Annotated in this window: 18 protein-coding genes and 1 pseudogene; 8 read left to right on the forward strand and 11 right to left on the reverse strand. The window is 44.2% G+C overall.

Going from position 1 to position 20,517, the window contains the following annotated elements:
* Positions 1-17: 17 nt before the first annotated feature.
* The 8 genes from BQ5903_RS09120 to tnpB all read right to left on the reverse strand — a co-directional run bounded on the left by BQ5903_RS09120 (position 18) and on the right by tnpB (position 8,060).
* Positions 18-698 (reverse strand): hypothetical protein, encoded by a 681-nt coding sequence (locus BQ5903_RS09120; protein WP_010498396.1) that lies wholly within the window; start codon positions 696-698, stop codon positions 18-20.
* Between the two features lie 222 nt (positions 699-920).
* Positions 921-1,781, reverse strand: coding sequence for an arginase family protein (locus BQ5903_RS09125; RefSeq protein ID WP_010498394.1), 861 nt, complete (start codon positions 1,779-1,781; stop codon positions 921-923).
* Positions 1,782-1,986: 205 nt separating this feature from the next.
* Positions 1,987-2,406, reverse strand: a complete 420-nt coding sequence (locus tag BQ5903_RS09130; RefSeq protein ID WP_010498393.1) for an OsmC family protein — start codon at positions 2,404-2,406, stop codon at positions 1,987-1,989.
* Between the two features lie 33 nt (positions 2,407-2,439).
* Entirely contained in the window at positions 2,440-3,192 is a 753-nt protein-coding gene (locus BQ5903_RS09135; protein WP_010498391.1) for a hypothetical protein, read from the reverse strand.
* Between the two features lie 65 nt (positions 3,193-3,257).
* Positions 3,258-4,085, reverse strand: coding sequence for an exodeoxyribonuclease III (locus tag BQ5903_RS09140; protein ID WP_056972717.1), 828 nt, complete (start codon positions 4,083-4,085; stop codon positions 3,258-3,260).
* Between the two features lie 170 nt (positions 4,086-4,255).
* Entirely contained in the window at positions 4,256-5,641 is a 1,386-nt protein-coding gene (gene ltrA, locus BQ5903_RS09145) for a group II intron reverse transcriptase/maturase (protein WP_079579310.1), read from the reverse strand.
* Between the two features lie 438 nt (positions 5,642-6,079).
* Positions 6,080-7,630, reverse strand: coding sequence for an IS66 family transposase (tnpC, locus tag BQ5903_RS09150; protein ID WP_010498381.1), 1,551 nt, complete (start codon positions 7,628-7,630; stop codon positions 6,080-6,082).
* A 64-nt stretch (positions 7,631-7,694) separates the two neighbouring features.
* Positions 7,695-8,060: an IS66 family insertion sequence element accessory protein TnpB gene (tnpB, locus tag BQ5903_RS09155; protein WP_231920839.1), complete on the reverse strand. Its 366-nt coding sequence runs from the start codon at positions 8,058-8,060 to the stop codon at positions 7,695-7,697.
* A 377-nt stretch (positions 8,061-8,437) separates the two neighbouring features.
* Between tnpB and BQ5903_RS09160 the strand changes: the two genes are divergently transcribed.
* From BQ5903_RS09160 to BQ5903_RS09175, 4 genes and pseudogenes are all read left to right on the forward strand, one after another.
* Positions 8,438-8,836, forward strand: coding sequence for a sigma factor-like helix-turn-helix DNA-binding protein (locus BQ5903_RS09160; RefSeq protein ID WP_079579380.1), 399 nt, complete (start codon positions 8,438-8,440; stop codon positions 8,834-8,836).
* Between the two features lie 18 nt (positions 8,837-8,854).
* Positions 8,855-9,105: pseudogene (locus BQ5903_RS09165) on the forward strand (helix-turn-helix domain-containing protein).
* 358 nt (positions 9,106-9,463) lie between these two features.
* The gene (locus tag BQ5903_RS09170; RefSeq protein ID WP_010498364.1) at positions 9,464-9,712 is read left to right on the forward strand and encodes a DUF3173 family protein; all 249 of its coding nucleotides are present in this window, start codon (positions 9,464-9,466) and stop codon (positions 9,710-9,712) included.
* A gap of 3 nt (positions 9,713-9,715) precedes the next feature.
* Entirely contained in the window at positions 9,716-10,909 is a 1,194-nt protein-coding gene (locus BQ5903_RS09175; RefSeq protein WP_010498362.1) for a site-specific integrase, read from the forward strand.
* Positions 10,910-10,973: 64 nt separating this feature from the next.
* Here the strand turns inward: BQ5903_RS09175 and guaA are convergent, their stop codons facing one another.
* A complete protein-coding gene (guaA, locus tag BQ5903_RS09180; protein ID WP_010498359.1) occupies positions 10,974-12,527 on the reverse strand; it encodes a glutamine-hydrolyzing GMP synthase in 1,554 nt (517 codons plus the stop codon).
* Between the two features lie 106 nt (positions 12,528-12,633).
* Complete coding sequence (gene coaA, locus BQ5903_RS09185) at positions 12,634-13,557, reverse strand: type I pantothenate kinase (protein WP_056988104.1); 924 nt, start codon at positions 13,555-13,557, stop codon at positions 12,634-12,636.
* A gap of 181 nt (positions 13,558-13,738) precedes the next feature.
* Here coaA and BQ5903_RS09190 point away from each other — a divergent pair, with 181 nt between their 5' ends.
* Entirely contained in the window at positions 13,739-14,299 is a 561-nt protein-coding gene (locus BQ5903_RS09190) for a GDSL-type esterase/lipase family protein (RefSeq protein ID WP_010498357.1), read from the forward strand.
* A 377-nt stretch (positions 14,300-14,676) separates the two neighbouring features.
* Here BQ5903_RS09190 and helD read toward each other — a convergent pair whose 3' ends face one another.
* Positions 14,677-16,980: an RNA polymerase recycling motor HelD gene (helD, locus tag BQ5903_RS09195; RefSeq protein ID WP_010498355.1), complete on the reverse strand. Its 2,304-nt coding sequence runs from the start codon at positions 16,978-16,980 to the stop codon at positions 14,677-14,679.
* Positions 16,981-17,179: 199 nt separating this feature from the next.
* Between helD and BQ5903_RS09200 the strand changes: the two genes are divergently transcribed.
* The 3 genes from BQ5903_RS09200 (at position 17,180) to BQ5903_RS09210 (ending at position 20,501) form a co-directional block, all read left to right on the forward strand.
* A complete protein-coding gene (locus BQ5903_RS09200; RefSeq protein WP_079579381.1) occupies positions 17,180-19,051 on the forward strand; it encodes a cation:proton antiporter family protein in 1,872 nt (623 codons plus the stop codon).
* 85 nt (positions 19,052-19,136) lie between these two features.
* A complete protein-coding gene (locus BQ5903_RS09205; RefSeq protein ID WP_056971998.1) occupies positions 19,137-19,805 on the forward strand; it encodes a histidine phosphatase family protein in 669 nt (222 codons plus the stop codon).
* 27 nt (positions 19,806-19,832) lie between these two features.
* Entirely contained in the window at positions 19,833-20,501 is a 669-nt protein-coding gene (locus BQ5903_RS09210; protein ID WP_079579382.1) for a histidine phosphatase family protein, read from the forward strand.
* Positions 20,502-20,517 lie beyond the last annotated feature (16 nt).

Here is a 20,517-nt window from a genome sequence, read left to right on the forward strand (position 1 = left end):
ACGGGCTCCCTATGACATTATTCTGATTTTTTAGGTTTCTTATGCAATTTCATCTGCGGGTGACCCGCTGGTTTTTGCTGCTGAGGGGAAGTTTTTCCATCTTCACGGGAAAGGACACTGTCAATGATCTTCAGCATCTTTTCTCCCTCATCATCCAAGGTTCCCTGTTGCTGTTCTTGTAACAAGACTGTATAGGCCTGTTTCATCTGCTCTAATTCTTCAGGCGAGACCCGATTTAAGAATTCCTCTCCCAGTTCGCCATGAGCGAGAGAATCCATTTCGTCATCAGACAATTCAGCCGGTCCAGCAGCGTAGGCAGCAACTAAGCCGCAGTTTGCCGTGAAAGCTGCTTTTGTCAAAGCGGCACTATTCTTGATATAGTGTAAATCGTGTTCCAAAAATGAGAAATAGTTAACTAAGATCGGCACCACCTGCCCAATCAAATTAACGTCAAATTCCATAAATTGGGGAAAGTATGAGGCGATCACGTTACCTGCTGTTTCAGCAGTCCAGCGTTTGGGTGTTCGGCCATCGCCCATATAAGCAGTTCCCGTAAAAGTCTCAATGATAAAATTAACATCATCCGGGTGTGCCGTTTTAGTAAATGGGACTCCCAGCGGTGACTTCAAAAATTTGGCGCAATTATCATCTGCCTCTGCTAAAAGTCTTTGTAAAGTTTGTTGGCTTGGCTCTTTCAATATGATCAAACTCCTTTCGAGTCTTCCTCCCTTAACAATAGCAAATTTTAGCTGTTTTGAATACACCAAATACTCATGATGTCACAAAAATTCGCCAAGATTTTTATCTGCTGCTTATGTCCGTTGCTTGCCGCATAGTCCGATCTAACACTGTCAGACCAACACCCGCTTACGACCCAAGACAGCAATCTTAACAGTTCGCTGTCACAGCTGAAATAATGTTTATTTAAAAATCGGCAAGTCTGCCAAGCCTTGGCGTAAACGTAAGGCATCCCAAGGCATGTGTTCAGCCAGAGTCAACCCTGCAATATCAGCTGTTTTTGAGATATCACCTAACAAACGCAACACTTCATCCAGCTTCAACGTCCCGATCGCAGCTCCAAAATCCCGCCGGTCTAATCCTGGCTGTGCTGGCAAGATTGCATGAAAATCAGCTGGGTCTAAGACATCCAGATCCCAGTGGATCACCACTTTAGTAAAACCGCGCTGTTTGATCCAATTTGTCACTGGCAAACTTTTTTCATGCAGTCTATCCGGCGTGACATAGCTGAGTCCTAAATCAGCGACTTTTGCATCCATTGGTCTTAACTGATCATAACGCAACCCTGCCAATAAAACGTCACTTGGGTCAAAAGGAGCCTTGATCATTTCGGCAGATCCTGGGCCGCCCTGCCCGATCAAGTCAGCTAACGCCATTTTATGCAAATGATGTGAGGTTTCTGGTGTAGCAACATCCGGGTGAGCATCCAGCCAGATCAAACCCAACTTAGCTGGATATTTGCCATGCAAATAATCAAAGGGTGCTTCTGAGACACTGCAATCACCACCCAAAGTTAAAACATTGCGCGGATCTTTTGCAGTTAAAATATTATAAGCTGCAGAAATTTGTTCTTTCAAAGTCTCACCGGCATCGATCCCGTTACCGCCCTTTGTCTCAGCACTAATCGGGGCAAAAACTGTTTCCGTTTCATCAGAATAACTTGGCGGCACAATATGTGATAAAAGCCGCGCACCAAAACTATAATTTTCATTCATCCCTCCTTGCCACTGCTCATTGACCAGTCTAATAGTTTTTACAGTCATAATACCAACCTCCAAGGTTTATTCTGAGTGATCATAATTTTTGATCGTTCACACTAATTTATTGTATCGTTTTCACAATAATTTTCCAATAAAAAGGATAGCCGGTTTCTTTATAGCAAGTTTGTTATTTTTAAATAGCAAAAATATTACTTTTCAAAAAAGGAAACGACCACAATTTCCATGGCGTTTCCTTTTTCTTTATTTTTTACAACTCATTTTGATCTACAAACACCGCTTTTTCGGTCACTGCCACTTTAGGGTCTAGCGTTTGCATTACGGGACAGTTTCGCCCGATCAACCGCAAACAGCTTGTTGCTTTCTTTTGAAGCTCTTTATCCACTCGTAAATAAAAAGTGATCTCGATCTTATTGATCGGATGAGCCTTATTTTCCACTTCATCTCTAGTGTACATAACTTCAGCTTTTTGCATTTCAAATGGTACGTGTGAATTTTCCAAGATCTCCTGGTAAACATAGCCGCCGCAACAAGCAGTCGCTGCAGCAATCATTTGCACAGGTGAATAACCGCGGTCTGCTTTCAAAGTCCAGTTTTCCGGATCGTGGGGCAGCTCAAAGCTTCCCTCTTTTGCTTCAAGTACTAGTTGCTTACCATTATCTGTACTCATGTCAGGTCCTTCCATCTTAATTTAATTTTTAAATTATTGACCAACTGCAGCAAAAAATTTCTGAAGCTCTTGCGCTAAGAAGGTAAAGTTAGCAGCAAATTGTTCTTTACGGTGCCCGTTAACTCCTGAAGGATGCGGAAAACCAGTCATGACTTGACAATACGGCAGTTCATGTTGCTGCTGTAAGGTCAGTAAAACTTCTTCGACTGCCTTGCCCAGTGGAATCACTAGCAAAGGCTGGGTAAATTCATGGACTTCCGCTAAAAAATATGTCTGCACGTAGTCTTTTAAAAGCGGGCTTTTCAAAATTTTCGGTCCATACCCGGGATAGTTTTTACCGGCTTTAAAAACCGGAAATTTGATCAATGAGGTCGTGTGTAACAACTCACTTCGACCGTCAAACAACTCTGCAGCTGACCTTAAGCCCAAGTATGCCGGTAAGTCTAGCTGATCGAGCATCTCGATCAAGTTTTTCCGCATTCCGCCTGCAAAGCGACTAGCTTTTTTACAGCTGAGCAAGCGTGCATTCAAGGTTAAATCTAAGTTGGCGCGATACGTTTGAAAGGCTATTTCTGTCTGCGTCCACCCGGGGCAAATACCTACGATCATTATGCGAGCTTTGCGCTGGGTAATTAAGTTGTGCGGCGCAAAGTAAATTTGCAGCCGCTCATCTTGAGCCAACAAAAAGCGCTTTGTGAGCAATTCTTTTTTAGTATAATGACCGTCTGTTTTGAGCGGTAACCTGCTGATTTCAGTCAGATACTGCATCAGATCTGCTTTTTCCATGCTGCCCCCTTCGCAATTAGAAAAAAGTCCTAAAAGTTAAGACTTATTTTTGCAAATATGTTTTTCTAAAGGTCGATCTCTAGGTAAATCGGTGTATGATCTTGTCTCGTACCAGAATCGATCATTTCAGATTTAATGATTTTGTCTTTGATGCGGTCGCTGACCAGGTAATAGTCGATCCTCCAGCCCGAGTTGTTCGTTTTGCTGGTTTTGACCCGTTGAGCCCACCATGAATAAGCTCCGGTGACATTACCATGAACAGTCCGGAAGCTGTCGGTAAATCCGCTTTCCAAAAGTTTAGTAAAATCAATCCGTTCTTCATCAGTAAAACCGGCGGAACGATGATTACGGTCTGGGTGAGCCAAGTCGATCTCTTCGTGCGCACAGTTAAAATCACCTGAACTGATGACTGGCTTTTGTTGATCTAATGTCTGTAAATATTCAATATATTTCTGATCCCATACCTGGCGGTCGCTCAAACGGTCGAGCTTATTGCCAGAATTAGGTGTGTAAACTTGGGTCACGAAACACTTCTCAAATTCAAGTGTGGTGATCCGTCCTTCTTGATCCATCGTCGCTGGTGCACCAATCTGTGGATAGGTGACTGTGGGGTCTAACGATTTTTTGTAGATGAACATCGTGCCCGCGTAAGATTTTCGTGCTGGCTCTTCAGAACTGCGCCAGGCAAGCGCATAGTCGGGGAAAAAGTCATTCAAAACTTCCACATGTTTTTTAGTTGGCCCCTTGGCAGAAAGCTTGGTTTCTTGAATTGCGATCACATCAGCATCGTATGTACTGATAGTTTTTAAAACATCACGCGATAGAAGTGCTCGATTAGAATCACTAGTCAAAGCAGCATTTAAAGAATCAATATTCCATGAAATTAGTTTCACTATTTTTCTCCTTTAACATTTAAATTTGTTGTTACTGATTACTATAACACGAAATACGTTTAAATCGAGCCACTCCTGCCTTTCTGCCGGCAAATCGGGTAGGAGATAGTTCACACTATCGACCTCCCACACCACCGTACGTACGGAACCGTATACGGCGGTTCAACAACTTAAGCTTTTGCTTGAATAGACTGGTACAGTTTGGACAGATTTATTAGCCCACGCTGTGCCAGTCTTTTATTAGTTATGGTCATCAACAGTGTTTTACTGTGCGCGTTGCGCCAGTATCCCTTACGAGTATTGACGTAGATTTTCGCCTGTTTGGGTGTCAAGCCTAGTTTAATCAATGCTTTATAACGGGTTCCGATATTCTTCCACTGTTTCCAGATATACTGGCGGATGCGCGAGCGCAACCATTTGTCTAGTTGTTGGAGAAAGATTTTCATCTTCCCAATGGAATAATATTGGATCCAGCCCTGCATTTTCTGCTTAATTTCATGCAGAATCCTATCAAGGCTGACGCCTCGGCTTCTCTTGGTGATTCTTGTCAATTCCTGTTTAATTCTCTGTTTAGGTTTTTGATGAGGACGCGGGTAGGCGCTATTGCGTCCCACACCCAGAGAAAAACCTAGAAACTTCAGTCTTAGTGGAGAACCGACTTGCGTCTTTTCTGCATTCACTTCAACTTTGAGTTCCTTTTCTAAAAACTGGGTGATGCTTTTGAGAACCCGTTCACCCGCACGCTTACTTTTAACATAGATATTACAGTCATCCGCATAGCGTACAAATTTATGTCCTCTTCTGGTCAATTCTTTGTCCAGCTCGTTCAGATAAATATTTGCTAGTAATGGTGAAATATTGCCACCTTGCGGTGTACCTTTAGCGGACTTCTCGAAAAATCGACCATTCATAACACCACTCGTCAAGAACTTACGAATCAAATGCAAGACCCATGGCTCACTAATGTAATTTTCAACAAATTTAATTAGTAAATCATGGTTCACATTGTCAAAATATGACTTTAAATCAAGGTCGACCACGTAGTGATAACCCTGATTATAATAAGCAACCACCTTTTTCACAGCACTTTGTGCACTGCGGTGTGGTCGAAAACCATAACTATTATCTGAGAATACTTTTTCAAAAATAGGAGACAGTTGCTGTTGTAACGCCTGTTGAACCACACGGTCAACGACCGTTGGGATTCCTAACTGACGTTTCGAACCATCTGGCTTAGGAATCTCAACTCGTTTGACAGGTTGGGGTTCATAGCTTTCGGTTCGCAAGGCCTCGATTAGTTTTACGTTATTCTCTTTCAAGTATGGGCCAAGTTCCTCAACGGACATGCCGTCAATTCCTCCAGCCCCTTTATTACGCTTGACATGGACAAAGGCCCGATTTAAATTATTCCGGTCTAAGACCTTCTCACGTAATAAGCCATTTTGAGTTCTCTTTTCACCAGAAACAACGCTACGCGCTCCTGTTTGCTCTGACCCTTCCAGGGTTACCCTCCGCAGGTAGTCAGCTTTATTTTCTGTTTTCTGCGATTGTCGCATTGTTTCCACCTCCAGGATGAATCAAAATTATTGTTGTTCAGCCCTTCACCATTACTGGCTACTATGGCCTCGGCTGACTTCTGTCATGGACAACTCAACATTACTATTGAGCCTGTTCCTGCCAGAAATAACTTCCAGCTTGAGAGAACTACCATGACAGACCTCCCCGGGTAAGAGCAGTAGCTTTCGCATCAAACCGTTGGCTTTACTGTGACGGTTTCGAGTGGTCAGGGACTTCGATTTGTTAGGCAATCTCATCCCACCGTTTCCAGCCTTTTAGCCACTTCTTGTTCATCGATTCGATGTTTCGTCTAGGACTTCCTTCAGATTCTACCTCACGATAGACACCCTTGTCTTCGACTCGTGATACCGGCCACTACGGCTCACAGCGGACTTACACCGCCTAGTTACTGCCCATGCCGGGCGCCCCTTCGTTGTTCAAGTAATCTCTTGTTTTGATGGCTTCAGATACTGATTCCAAGGTAAATAAGACTCAGCTTGTTCTCTCGTAGGAGAAGTGGGGAGCTGCGACAGCTCGTGCAGAAGACGTTCGATGTAAGTTCTTGGATCCAGTCCGTTGGCCTTTGCGGTCTCAACAATCGTCATCCAGATGGCGTTGGCCTCGGCACCCTTCGGGCTCGTCGCAAACAACCAGTTCTTGCGACCGATCACGAAGGACTTCATGTTTCGCTCTGAAGCGTTATTACTCAGATCGATCTCGCCAAACTCCAAGACACGGTTGAGCATTTGGCGCTGATTCAAGGCGTAGGTCAAAGCGACGCCCAATCGCGACTTTGGCGCTGGAGCGGCTTGTTCACACCATGCCCAGAACTGATCGATCAGCGGTTTCAGGTCGGTCTGTCGACACTTCAGACGCTCCTCTGGCGAGAGAAGGCACCACTGTTCTTCCGAATGGAACATCTGGTTGAGCAGCTCTAAAGGCTTCGTGCGAGTGAACTTACCTTTGACCTTCGCGGCGTCATCGTAGAACTTGCGTCTTACGTGGGCCCAACAACCAACCCGGATGACGCTATCGCCGAGGAGATTATAACCGGCGTAGCCATCACACTGCAGGATACCCGTATAACCTGAGTAAATTTGCTGGGCGAACTTACCGGAACGGGTATTGCCATATGCGTAGTAGACGACCTGCTGGTCGGCGAGACGAATACTGCGCTCGACCCAGATGTAAGACTTGCTCCTGGCAGACTTGCCAGGTTCTCTTAACACTTGGAATGGTGTTTCATCACCCTGAAGAAATCGCTGCGATAAGAGATGCTCATGCATAAGATCATAAACTGGTCTGACGATTTCTGCGGCGTTAATGACCCAGTTGGCCATCGTTGTTTCGCTGACGATCAGGCCAGCACGCGCCCACTCCAATTTCTGGCGGTAGAGTGGGGTCCCCAGAGTATATTTCTGATGAAGCACCTCGGTGACTAATGATGGGGTTGCCTCGCTGTGAGGAAACAACGCCTGCGGCGCCTGGCCTTGATACAGGTGAGAGACGCCATCGGATTGTTCACAGTCAGCGCACTTGTATGTCGCTTCATAAATGTTCTCAACATAGAGTCTACCTGGAATGTGTTGCACGACCTGGCGAACAAAGTGTTTGCCGACCTTTATTAGCTGATGTCCATGTTCGCAAACGCTGCTTTCGCGCTCAATAACCGTTTCTTCAACCGGTAGATTGACATCAATGGTTTCAACGCGGCGCCGTTTAGCTTTACGCTGGGTTGACGTTACGACTGCTTCTTCGCTTTGTTCCCCAGTCTGCTCTGGGTCCGTAAAAACACTACTGTCCTCCAACAGAGAAAGCTGATTCGGATCAACCAGCTTCTCTGAATGAGACCCGTAGAGTTTCCGAGTTAAATATGCGACCTGTTCCGTCAGGGCCTGAATTTGGTCAGTCAGACTCCCAACCTGTTTGGTCAGTTCGCTATTTTGCTCGAGCGCCTGCTCGAGTAATTCTTCAGTCGTTTTCGCCATCGGCGTGGACCTCAATTCATCAAGATGGGCTGAGTGTACCACTGATACGACAGGCTTCCTAGCTTTATTTAGTGGACACTTTACCAGAATTCGGCGTCTGTCTTTGTGGACAGTAAGGCCGAAATGTGGACTCCAGTCCCCAGCCCGATAACAGCCGTTCTAGTTGTTTTGCGTGTAGCTTTTTCACCTCACTTTGGGTCGTTGGCCACTGAAGTCGGCCGTCTTCGATCCGCTTATAGAGCAGTATGAATCCATCACCAGCCCAGTAGAGGGCTTTGAACCGATCCTTGCGTGTGCCACAGAATAGAAATAGCGCTCGACTGTATGGGTCAAGTTGATATTCTTCCTTGATCACGCCAGCCAAACCATCGATGCCGCGACGCGAGTCGGTCTTGCCACAGATCGGATAAATGCCGCTTAGTCTACGCACATCAATGAGCATCGTTGAACACGGCTTTCAGTAGGGCATCAAGAATGTAACCTTGAATCCGGCCATAGACCACCACGGTCTGTCACCAATCCTGACCTGGAACGCCTTAGTCGGCACGCTCTGAGTCTGCCGGCGTTGATTCTCTTCCAATTTGATGCGAACAATCTCTGGCTTCTCATCCAATAAAAATCACCTCACCATATTTGATGAGGCAATCATATCGCCCAGAAGCTGGCATTCATATCCGGTCTGTTATTAGGTGCTTACTCTCCATCAGGTAATTCGTCAAAGAAATATTTGGAAATCGTTTTCATAAGCGACCGAAAAAATTGTCTGGAATTATGTAGCCCAAAAAATCAAACGAGGAGGATAACCCAATGAGTAGTGAGCAAGAAGTGACACGAATGTTTATTCGCTATGTACAACAAGCCCTCAAAAATGAACGAATCAATCGGTATAAGGCCTCTCTTCGGCGAATCAAGGAAACACCACTGGAGGCCTTGCTACTGGAAGAAATCGAAGATCCCTATCATCTCGATGAATTCAGGTTGACCAATGAGGAAATCGAGCATCTTGAAGATTTCATCGAAAGTGAGAAGTTATCAAGAGCAGTTTCCACACTTTCTTCGGCGGATAAAACGGTCTTGTATCAATATTATTATGGCGAACTCAACGACGTCGAAATTGGCAACCGTAGTGGCAAAACAAGTCAAGGAGTAAATTATCGGCGTCAGCGTGCACTAGAACGAATTCGGGTAGCATACACAAACCTGTAATGGATGCGGAGGTACTCGATGCATTACTCAGAGATCGATAACCTAGTACCGGTTATTTTAGCAGTTCAGGAGGATGACAACGACGCTATTACGCTCTTGCTTGAATTATTTGGTCGTGATATTGACTACGAGACCAGATACGGGCAACGGCATATTGATCCGGATTTGAGGCAAGAGCTTCAAATCAAACTGATCTACATTGCAAAGTGTTTCGATGTTGAGAAACACCTTGCAATATCTTCAAAAAAACCGGTCAGAAAAAAACATAATCTTTTTTCGCCATCTCTTTCATTTCGACCCGCTTTCGTTGTCTGTATATACGAAGCGGGTTTTTATTTTCCCGCCAACGTTCTTTGACAACTGAATGGCATCATTCAGCAACGAAGGCTCCAAAACGCCACGACCTCTAACGAGCGAGCGACTAAACCAGTAGGCCAGATACTTGCACGTCACCCTGACGAAACAAGGGAGAGAGGTTCTGTTTAAGAGCCTCGATAGCCGGTCGGAACCGGGCTGAATGATGACGAATCACTTTATTATTTTTCACACTAGGTGTTGTTGCACGTACCTTTTGGATGGTAGACTGGAGCATCGGTACGATCCGTGCTCCCCAGAAAGGAGAAGAATATGGTTCACGTGATCACGATGACGAAACACGAACTGATTGCTCTTGGGTATGGTGCCTCACGCGCACAGGACATTGTCAGACGCGCAAAGCTGCTGATGGTGCGCAAAGGTGTTCCCTACTACAAAAGCCCGAAGCTCGGACGCGTACCGGTAACTGCCATTGAAGAAATACTGGGTCTCCAAATTAGCACGCGCACGTTGGCGGAACTCGCCAAAACCATGCACTCCGAAGCACCAAAGGAGAAATAAAACATGGCTACAACTAAAGACCCAATCAAAACACGCAGCAATGGTACTTTCTACTTCCGCGCCTACCTCGGTGTTGACCCTAAAACAGGCGAGAAGATCCAGAAGCAGGTCGGCGGCTTTACGACCCGTCGTGATGCACGCAAGGCCTACAAAGAAATGGTCGGTAGCGGTGTAGAGAAAGTTGTCGCGGAACGTGACCAACAACACATTCAATTCAAACAATTCTGGGAAGAATTCTTTCTTCCATGGTACAAGAACCAAGTCAAGCCGCAAACCTACGACAGTCGGCGTTCCAGTTTGAAGCACTTCAAGATGTTTGAGCACATGTACATGGACAAAATTAAGCCGGTGGACATACAGAAATGGCAGAACCAAATGACCTATCAAGTAAGTAAAAGCTACACCCGCTTAGTCCAATGCATGCTATCACGCGTCTTTCAACGAGCCATTGTACTCGGCTTCATGAATGAGAACCCCACCAAGACCGTCGGCAATGTTAAGAAAGTGAAGAACCAAGTGGACTTCTGGACGAAGGAAGAATTCGAGGCGGTCATCAAGACCTTCTATATCGAAGACTTCTACCAGAACTTCTGCTTCTTCACCTTGTGGTTTCTGTTTATGACTGGTATGCGCATCGGTGAAGCAACCGCCCTGCAGTGGGACGACATCGACTTTGAGGAAGGCACAGTTCGGATCAACAAGACGCTGTGGTTACGCAGCTACACGAACTACTCCTTCTCCACACCGAAGACCAAAGCCAGCAATCGCACGATTCCACTGGACGCAAAAACACTTGAGCTTCTCTCCGATTGGAAGAAAACACAAGCGCTTGAGTGTAAAACTGATTTTGTTCTATCGTTCAACGGCGTTCCTACTCGCCGCGATCTGGTCATGCGAATCATTAAACGACATGCAGCTCTGGCAGGAGTTCATCGCATCCGCGTTCATGCTTTACGGCATTCACATGCTTCGTTATTGATCAGTCTGGGTGAGAACCCACTGGTGATTAAAGAACGCCTCGGCCACGAAGACATTCAGACGACGCTCGGAACTTACGGGCACTTATATCCGAATATGAACTTTGAGGCCGCCAAACGGCTGAATGGTCTAGTCGAAATTTCGACCGCTAAATCAGACGTGGCGCAGGTTCAAAACAACGGTGCTACCGCTGGACTTGCACCAGAAGTTGCACGATAGTTGCACGAACGGGTTAGACAGTCATCAAAACGTTGATATACCGGCATTTATAAGCCGATTCTGTCTATTCCCACTCAATGGTGGAAGGCGGCTTAGAAGTAATGTCGTACACTACGCGATTAACGTGATCAACTTCGTTTACGATCCGCACTGAAATCTCTTGCAAGACATCCCAAGGAATTTGAGCAAAATCAGCTGTCATCCCATCGATCGAGTTAACGGCACGGATCCCGATCGTATAATCGTATGTCCGACCATCACCCATGACACCAACGGACCTGAAGCCCGGCAAAACAGTAAAGTACTGCCAAATTTCCTTGTCCAAGCCATGCTGAGCGATAACTTCACGTAAAATTGCATCGCTGTCACGCACGATTTCCAACTTATCTTCAGTGATCTCACCGATGACTCGGATCCCTAAACCAGGACCTGGGAACGGCTGACGCCAAACAAGTTCATGAGGCATATTAAGTTTTTCACCTAACTCACGGACTTCATCTTTAAACAGAGTATTTAACGGTTCGATCAACTTAAAGACCATGTCCTCTGGTAAACCACCAACATTATGATGTGACTTGATCGTTTGCGCGGTATCAGTACCTGATTCGATCACATCAGTATAAAGTGTGCCTTGTGCCAACCACTTAACACCCTTCAATTTGATAGCTTCATCATTAAAGACCTGGATAAATTCATTACCAATAATTTTACGCTTCTTTTCCGGATCAGAAACACCAGCTAGTTTATCCAAGAAACGTTGCTGAGCATCAACTTTGATGATATTCAGCCCAAATTTTCCGGCTAGACTGTCCATCACGAGCTGCGCCTCATTTTTACGTAACAAACCATGATCAACGAAGATACATGTCAGCTGGTCACCGATCGCCTTATGTAATAAGACGCCGACAACTGAAGAATCAACACCGCCGGACAGGCCTAATAAGACCTTATCGTCGCCAACTTTTTCACGGATCTTTTCGATCTGCATATCGATAAAATCTGCCATCGTCCAATTCGAACGAGCTTCACAAACATCAAAGGCAAAATGACGCAAAATGTCATTACCATATTCTGTGTTGCGAACTTCTGGATGAAATTGCAGACCATAGAATTTCTTGGCATTATTTGCCATCGCAGAAATCGGGCAATTAGCACTCGTTGCTGTCGATACAAAACCTTCCGGAACTTCTGTGACTAAGTCACCATGACTCATCCACACTGTTTGTTCCTCGGGCAAGTTTTTAAAGGTTGGCGCCTGATCATTTGTCACTTGAATCAATGCCTTACCGTATTCCTTATTAGTTGCACTTTCAACCTTACCACCCAGCTCATTTGCCATGATCTGCATTCCGTAACAGATCCCTAACACTGGGATACCAAGATCAAATATCTCAGGATCAACATCAAAAGCACCATCATCATAAACACTATTGGGACCGCCCGAAAGGATGATCCCCTTTGGTGCCATTTTCTTGATTTCAGCTGCTGTCAATTTGTGTGACAACAATTCAGAATAAACGCCGAATTCACGGATACGCCGTGTGATCAGCTGATTATACTGACTCCCGAAATCAAGAACGATGATCTTGTCGAAGTCCTGCATATCAACTTTAGCCAAGATATTCACCTCATCTTAATTTTTACAATCTTTACTCAGTTAATTGTACCGGCTGAATTCCTAGTGGTCAATGTTTTCTCAAGAAAAACCGGACAAAAACGCTATCCTAAACAAATTTGCGTAAATATAGTTCGTCAACCAGATGATTTTCACCCTTATTTAAAACTAAATCTGCGCGATTTCTGGTTGGTAAAATATATGAGTGTAGGTTTTTATGGTTCACATCATGCCAGACATTTTCCGCCATTTTACGCGCGACATCCCGATCACCGATCGCATACGCGTGGTAATAGTCATTTGGTTCATCTTGGGCACGATCCAAGATCAATTCAAAACGTTCCATGTACCATTTCTTGATCAGCTTCTCATCTGCATCAACATAAATTGAAAAATCAAAAAAGTCGCTGACAAAGATTTGCTGGTTGCTTGGCAACTGCAATACATTGATTCCTTCCAAAATCAAGACGTCCGGTTGGTCGATCAGGTCGTACTCACCTTTGACACGATCATAGACCTGGTGGGAATATACCGGAGCTTTAGCAGGCAGGCCATTTTTCACATCATTGATAAAATTGATCAAAGCTTTCATATCGTAGCTTTCAGGAAAGCCTTTGCGTTTCATAATATGCCTTTTTTTCAACTCTTCAGATGGATATAAAAAACCGTCAGTTGTGATCTGCTGGATCTTTTTGTTGGGAAAAATTTCCGTCAACAAATCACGTAACAACCGTGCAACCGTACTTTTTCCAACGGCCACTGAACCGGCTATTCCCAAAATAAAGGGAGTCGGCTTATGTTTGATACCTAAAAAGTCAGCCAATTGATTTTGACCATAATTGCGTGCCTCCATTCGCATTCCCAGCAAATGGACCAGAGGCATATAGATTTCTTCTACATCTTTTAAAGAGATCTCATCGTTTAAGGATTTGATCCGCATCAATTCCCGACTAGATAAGGGAACATAGTGATCCCGATAAAATGAGCGCCATTCTTCACGAGGGATCTGATAATAATTAAGTCGATTTTCCATTAGTGATAAACGCCTTCCACTTTTGATTTTAAGCATTCGCTATGAATTATAGCACAACAGGTCGGGATTTGTACCATTGTGTTCGTTTAAAATTAAAACGCTTACTAAAAATCAACATTTGGCATCGAGCAGAACAATTATGCTATAGTGAATTAAAAGAGTTCTAAAGGATGAGAAATTTATGCAAAGGATCATTTTATTTGGTGATAGTATCACCGCTGGGGCAACTCATGGTTACCCGACTTCAATTTTCACTGACAAATTACGACAAAAATTAGCGCCTACGCAAGCGGAAATCATGAACCGCGGCGTTTTAGGCGACAATACTCAGGGCGGCCTCGCACGTTTGCAGACAGATGTATTGGCACATAAGCCAGACCTAGTCGTGATCTTTTTTGGGACCAACGATGTTCAAGTACCCAAAATGACTTTACAGCAGTATCAAAATAATCTTGAGATCATGATAGAAAAAATAGGGGCTGCAAAATCTATCTTGATCACACCAGGGATCACAGGACCAACAAGACAAGGTCATCGCCCGATCGAGAAACTGCAACAGTACGCACTAGCCACTATTGAAACTGCCAAGGATAAACAAGCAGACTACATTGATTGGTTTGCTGAAGCTGTCAAACACTCTGCAGCAGAACTGCTGCAAGAAGATGATTTGCACTATGCACCTCGTGCCTATGACTTGTTGCTGACTCAATTGGACCCAGTTATTCAACAAAAACTACAATAATATAACAGCAAACTGCAATATAATAGGAAAATTTCAAATCCTTTTTATGTTGTAGTTTTATTTACGAAAAAAATAGTTTTCCCGATTGGCTGTTTTGCGTTTATCTTGAGAGATTCTTGAATCGAACCCGAGCCTTCATTTGATATACTTTTACCCAGTTAGCTCTCATCTGGACCCTTCTTTCGCATACTTGGGGCCACATCAACTTCATCTGGACCTTTTTGGAATAAATGAACTTAACAGACAAACGTTTGCCATACTGCTGACTAAATCAAGCAATAGCAGCTCGTTTTTTAATAATTCCAGCTATCAAAAGAGAGCCCAGCATTTTGATCAAAATGCTGGGACCCAGTTCCTATTTTTCTGTAATTTTCATTTTACAACCGATCGATCAATTCATAACGCTCAGTTGGAATGTCGGCCATCAATGGCGTTAACTTGCCAGCGGAGAAAATGTTCAAACGATGCATTGCGCGTGAACAGATCGTGTAGACTAACTGACGTTCATCCTCGCGGTGATAATTTGCCTCATTCGCATTCCAGACGATGATCGCATCAAATTCCAGGCCTTTAGCCAAATAAGACGGCACAATTATCGTTCCTGGGACTAAACGCTGATTTTCAGTTTTGATCGCAGTCACGGACTGACCTAACTCCTTCAAGTTAGCTGTCAGTTCTTCAGTTTCCTGCAAACTCTTAGTGATGATAGCTGTGGTCATCTTATCTTCTTTATTACGGTCTAACTGAGTAGCTACATCTTGAACCATGCGCTGCTCATTGGAATCGACCGTGACTGTCGGCAAATCGCCCGCCCGATCAAAAGCTTCAACTTCTTCGCCATTGTGTAAAATATCCTTACTGAAATCAGTGATCTGTTGCGTCGAACGATAAGACTTCGTTAACTGTACCACTTGCGTCTTATCAGGTTCGAACATCGTACTTAATTCATTTAACAGTGAATGGCTGCTTTCTTGCGTAAAAATCGACTGGTTCAAATCACCCAACATCGTGAATTTAGCCCGAGGAAATTCTTCCTTTAATAAGGCTAACTGGTAAGCTGAATAATCCTGGATCTCATCAATAAAGACCTGCCGCATCTCTAGGTCGCCCCGCTTGCCGATGATCTGGTCAAACAAGTAGAGGTAAGCGGTCACGTCTGTTACAGAAATGCTGCCGTTTTTCATCGTGGCGATCGTCTTTTCAACTGTTTTTTGCCACTCATTTTCAGCCAAGCCAAACTCGCTTAGGTCCAACAAATCAGGCAAGTGTCGCAAGAAATGAACATACTGACCGTTTATATTGATAAACCGATTGCGGGTGATCGCCCGTTTGATCGTTTGAAATTCGCGCGTGACATATTCTTTGGTCAGAAAAGTAATTTCCTTGTCACCATTGGCAAAGTTGCGCGGATGGTCACCATATAAGTCATTCAGTTCATCTTGGCCTAAATCTTGGACCGCTTTTTGAACTCGTTCTGTCCGTGCCTCACGGTTGACCTTGCTGCTTAATTTCTTCAGCAAAAATTCACGCGTCGCTGCCAAACGGTTGCGCAGATTGTAATTGCTGTTAAAGCTGTAATAAATTTCTTTGATCTGCTCTTTGCTAAAGAACGGCTTACCGTGAAACATGATGTTCTTAAAGTGCATCCCGTTACTATTCAAAAAGTCAGCGTAGGCATTAGTAGCCTTAAAGAAACTTAAACTATCCTTTAAGTTCTTAGCTTTTCGTTCCTGTTCGTCATTGCTTTCTTCAAAACGTTCTTGTAAGGTTTCAACATGGAGCCGCGGCACCCGCCGTTTAGCGTATTGATAGAAAGTCATTTGGACCATATTTTGTTCACCGAGTTCTGGTAAAACTTCATTAATATAGTCATTAAATAACTGGTTTGGCGAAAATAATATCACCTGACTGGAATTTAAATTGCCCCGATAGCGGTACAAGAGGAAGGCTACACGTTGAAGGACTGCCGACGTTTTTCCAGACCCTGCAGCACCCTGAACAAACAGCAAGTCTGATTTAGTATCGCGAATGATCTTATTTTGTTCTTTTTGAATGGTCGACACAATACTCTTCATCTTAGTATCAGAAGATTCATCTAAAACTTCCAACAACATCTGGTCGCCCACTGTCTCATCTGTGTCGAAAACTGTCAAGATCGTGCCGTCCTCAACCATAAACTGACGTTTCAATGTCAATTCAACGTTTTGCCTGCCATCGGGTGTTTCGTAAGACACCTGCCCTAATCCGCCCTCATAATAGATACTTGAGATCGGTGCGCGCCAGTCATAGATCAAAAAGTGATCCGGCGTGTCCGTAAAAGAACTCAGCCCAATATAAACACTTTCCGGCTTGCTTTCACCATTTTCTTGGAAATCGATCCGCGCAAAATACGGCGTTTTTTCCAAACGTTGCAGCACATCTAACTGCCGCGTTGCCTGACGCCAATTATTTTCTCTTTCTTGCAGCATGGTTTGTTGCTGACGGACCGTCAAAGACGTTTCCATCATGCCTGAATATGTCCCCGTTTTGATCCGCACATTATTTTTGAAATCATTCATGATCGCCTGCTGATCCTTGCCGGCACTATCAATGTTGGCCTGGCTTTTCTTTTCTGCTTGCTTGATTTTTGCAACAACTTCATCCATTCGCCGCTGCTCTTTTTGTTTAATAGTCAAACTCACGCCTAACGCCCCCGTTTGATTTAAAATCTAATGAAATATTTTACCATTATTTGACAGCTGCTACAAACAAAGTTTATTCGTTTTATCAAATTAAAAGAACGTTGAAAGTTGCACCTCCGGCTAAATTGCTTGTACAATTAAATCAATGTATGTAAACTACTTATTTCAACCATTACCCTAAATCTAAGGAGCTGATTTTGTGGATCTATCCCTTGTTATCGTAGCATTCGCCGCTTTTATCACCCCGATGCTCTTAGCAAAATTTAAAGTTTTACTCTTACCCAGTTCGATCGCCGAAATTTTAGTGGGGATCGTTTTGGGTAAAAGTTTTTTCAATGTGATCCACTTAAACGGCGTTTTAACGACCATGTCAACTTTAGGCGTGATCTTACTACTGTTTTTAAGTGGAATGGAGATCGACTTTTCTTTATTCAAACGAACCGACACCTCCACTGCTTTGGCAGCCAAAAAAGCTGAGCAGTCTACCTCAGAACGCTCTCCTGTCTTTGTAGCCGGAGTTGCCTATAGCCTGACAGTGCTAGCAGCTATTATTTTAGCAGCAATTTTAAAAATCAGCGGACTCTTTTCTGATATGGCTCTCGCTGCGATCTTGTTAGCGACAGTTGCCTTAGGGATCGTGATCGGTGTCTTGAAAGAAAATGAACTATTGGGCAAGAAGTTTGGCCAAACGATCCTCTTATTCGCTGTCCTAGGTGAAGTCATCCCGCTGCTGGCCTTAACGATCTACTCTTCACTCAAGAGCGGGCGCGGTGGAACATTATGGCTGATCTCACTAGTTTTCTTAGCCGCTGCCTTTTTATTATTTCGGTTTCGCAACTTCTTTACTCACTTTCAAAAATACACGAAGTCAACAACACAGCTAGATATGCGTTTCGCGTTTTTAGTGATCATCGTTTTAGTTGTTCTTGCTGAAACTGTGAGTGCTGAAAACATACTCGGTGCGTTTTTAGCCGGGATCGTCATTAAGTTATTAGAACCGGAAGAAACGACCCAGCAAAAATTAGACGCCTTAGGTTACGGCTTTTTGATCCCGTTTTACTTCATTTTAACTGGGGCCAAGCTGGACTTGCCGGGATTGCTAAGTTCTAAAACAACGCTTCTTTTGATCCCGTTGCTGCTGGTGGCCTTTATGCTGACCAAGCTACCCGCCTTCTTCGGGTTCAAAGCTCTCTTTAGCAAACCTAATGCTTTTGCGGCAACAATGTTGTCGGAAACGACCATCACACTGATCTTAGCGGCCACGACCGTCGCCCAAAACATTGGGGCGATGAAAGCCGACCAGAGTGGAGCCTTTATTATTGCAGGTATCCTGACCTGCTTATTAGGGCCCTTGTTTTTCAAACGTTTGTACCATCCAGAGCACGAACCTGCCGCCAAAACCGATGTGCACTTGATCGGTGCTAATTTAACAGCGGTCAATGCCGCCCAGGGGCTCCCAACAGACTGGTATTCAGTCAAACTATACACGGATAATCATGGGCGCTATGAAGCTTATCAAGGCGTAACTGACATTACATTTTTAGAAACGATGGATGCCAAAGAATTGATCACAGCGGGGATCTTTGACACCGATGTACTGGTCTTGGCCCACCGTTTGGCAGCGGATAACTACGACTTAGCACTCGCCGCCAAAAAATACGGAGTTCCGCGAGTCCTGTTACGCTTAGACACCCAAGACCCAGAAGAAGCGCAGAGAATGAAAGTCGAACTTGAAAAGAAAAACATCGAATTCTTTAGCACATTCACGACCGGTGTCGGTGTGTTACGCTCGGCGATCCAGTCACCTGAAGTCTTGCGCTTGTTAACGTCAAGCGATGCTGAAATATTTGAGATCCAGCTGACCAACTCTCTTTATGAAGGAACAGAATTGTCAGAGCTGCCTGAGATTCAAAATATCGTGATCAGCCGGATCGTTCGTGAACATCAATTCATTGCACCTAAAGGAGGCACACAACTGCAGCTCGGCGACCACTTATTACTTTCAGGAAGTCGGGAAGTCGTAGCACGTTTACGCCAAATTTTGAATAATCAAAATTCAGTCGACCAATAAAACCGGTTTTAAGTATTTGGGAAGATACTGTCAGTGATTTGTTGTATACTAAATATAACAACACTGTAGAAGGAGGAATTCTATAATGTCTTTTTCAGTATATCTAGTGCGCCATGGACAGACTTACTTAAATCTCTACAATAGAATGCAAGGCTGGTGTGATTCACCATTAACACAAAAAGGTGTCGCAGACGCACACTTAGCCGGAAAACGTTTGGCAAATAAACACTTTGACTACGCTTTTCACAGCGACACAATGCGCACCAAAAGAACATGCGAGTATCTTTTAGCAGAAAATCAGGCGACAGACGCTAGTCTAAAACCTAAAGAACTCCGGAATTTTCGGGAACAAAGCTTTGGCTATTTTGAAGGTTCAGATGCCAGCCAAGCTTGGACGATGATCGGAGCCAAGCACAACTGCCATTCATTCAAAGATGTCGTAAATAATTACTCATTAGTGGAAACACGAGACTTCATGAAAGAAGCAGATCCATTTGACGATGCAGAAAATGATGCAGAGTTTTGGAGTCGGGTCAAAATCGGGTTTGACTATTTGAGAGATAAAATTCCAGATGGCAAGAACGTTTTAGTGGTCAGCCATGCGATGACGATCAGAAGTATCGCTAATCTGTTTGACGAAAAAACACCCTTATTCCCAGATCCAGCTAACGGATCGGTCACTAAGCTGACCGTAGATGGGCACAATTTCACAGTCGATTATTACAATCAAACAGGCGAAGATTTCGATTACTAAAAGATTTGAAAGTAAGGAGTAGAAATTATGTCATTTAACATTTACTTAGTCAGACACGGACAAACGATCCTAAATCGCTATAACAGAATGCAGGGCTGGTGTGATTCGCCGCTAACTCCCAAGGGGATGCAAGACGGACACATGGCGGGGCACCATTTGAGCCACATCAATTTTGCCAAAGCATTTCATAGTGATACGACCCGTGCTGAGAAAACTTGTCACTTCTTATTGCAAGAAAACGTTGCTTCACCAGAGTTGCCAGAGCCAGAAGAACTGCCAGCCTTTCGCGAACAAAGTTATGGTTATTACGAAGGCAGCGACTCGGACCAGGCTTGGTTAATGATCGGGGCATCCCACGGCTGTCGCTCGTTTCACGAGATGGCCGCTAAATACTCGATGGATGACACCAAGAATTTCACGAAACAAGCAGATCCGTTCCACAATGCGGAAGACGCCCAGGAATACTGGAAACGTGTCGATGCAGGCTTCGATTATATCAAAAGCATTGCCCACGATGGCGATAACATCTTGCTAGTCAGCCATGGGACCACGATCAGAAGTATCGCAGCTCGTTTTGACAAGAACGTTGATCAGACGGTCGGACCTAAAAATGGCTCCATCACAAAACTAGTGATGAATGGAAACGATGTTCAAGTCGCATACTTTAATCAAACTGATGATGAGTTTAAATATTAAGTTGTAGATAACAAAA

Origin of the sequence: Ligilactobacillus acidipiscis, from assembly GCF_900116935.1 — a bacterium.
Lineage (GTDB): Bacteria > Bacillota > Bacilli > Lactobacillales > Lactobacillaceae > Ligilactobacillus > Ligilactobacillus acidipiscis.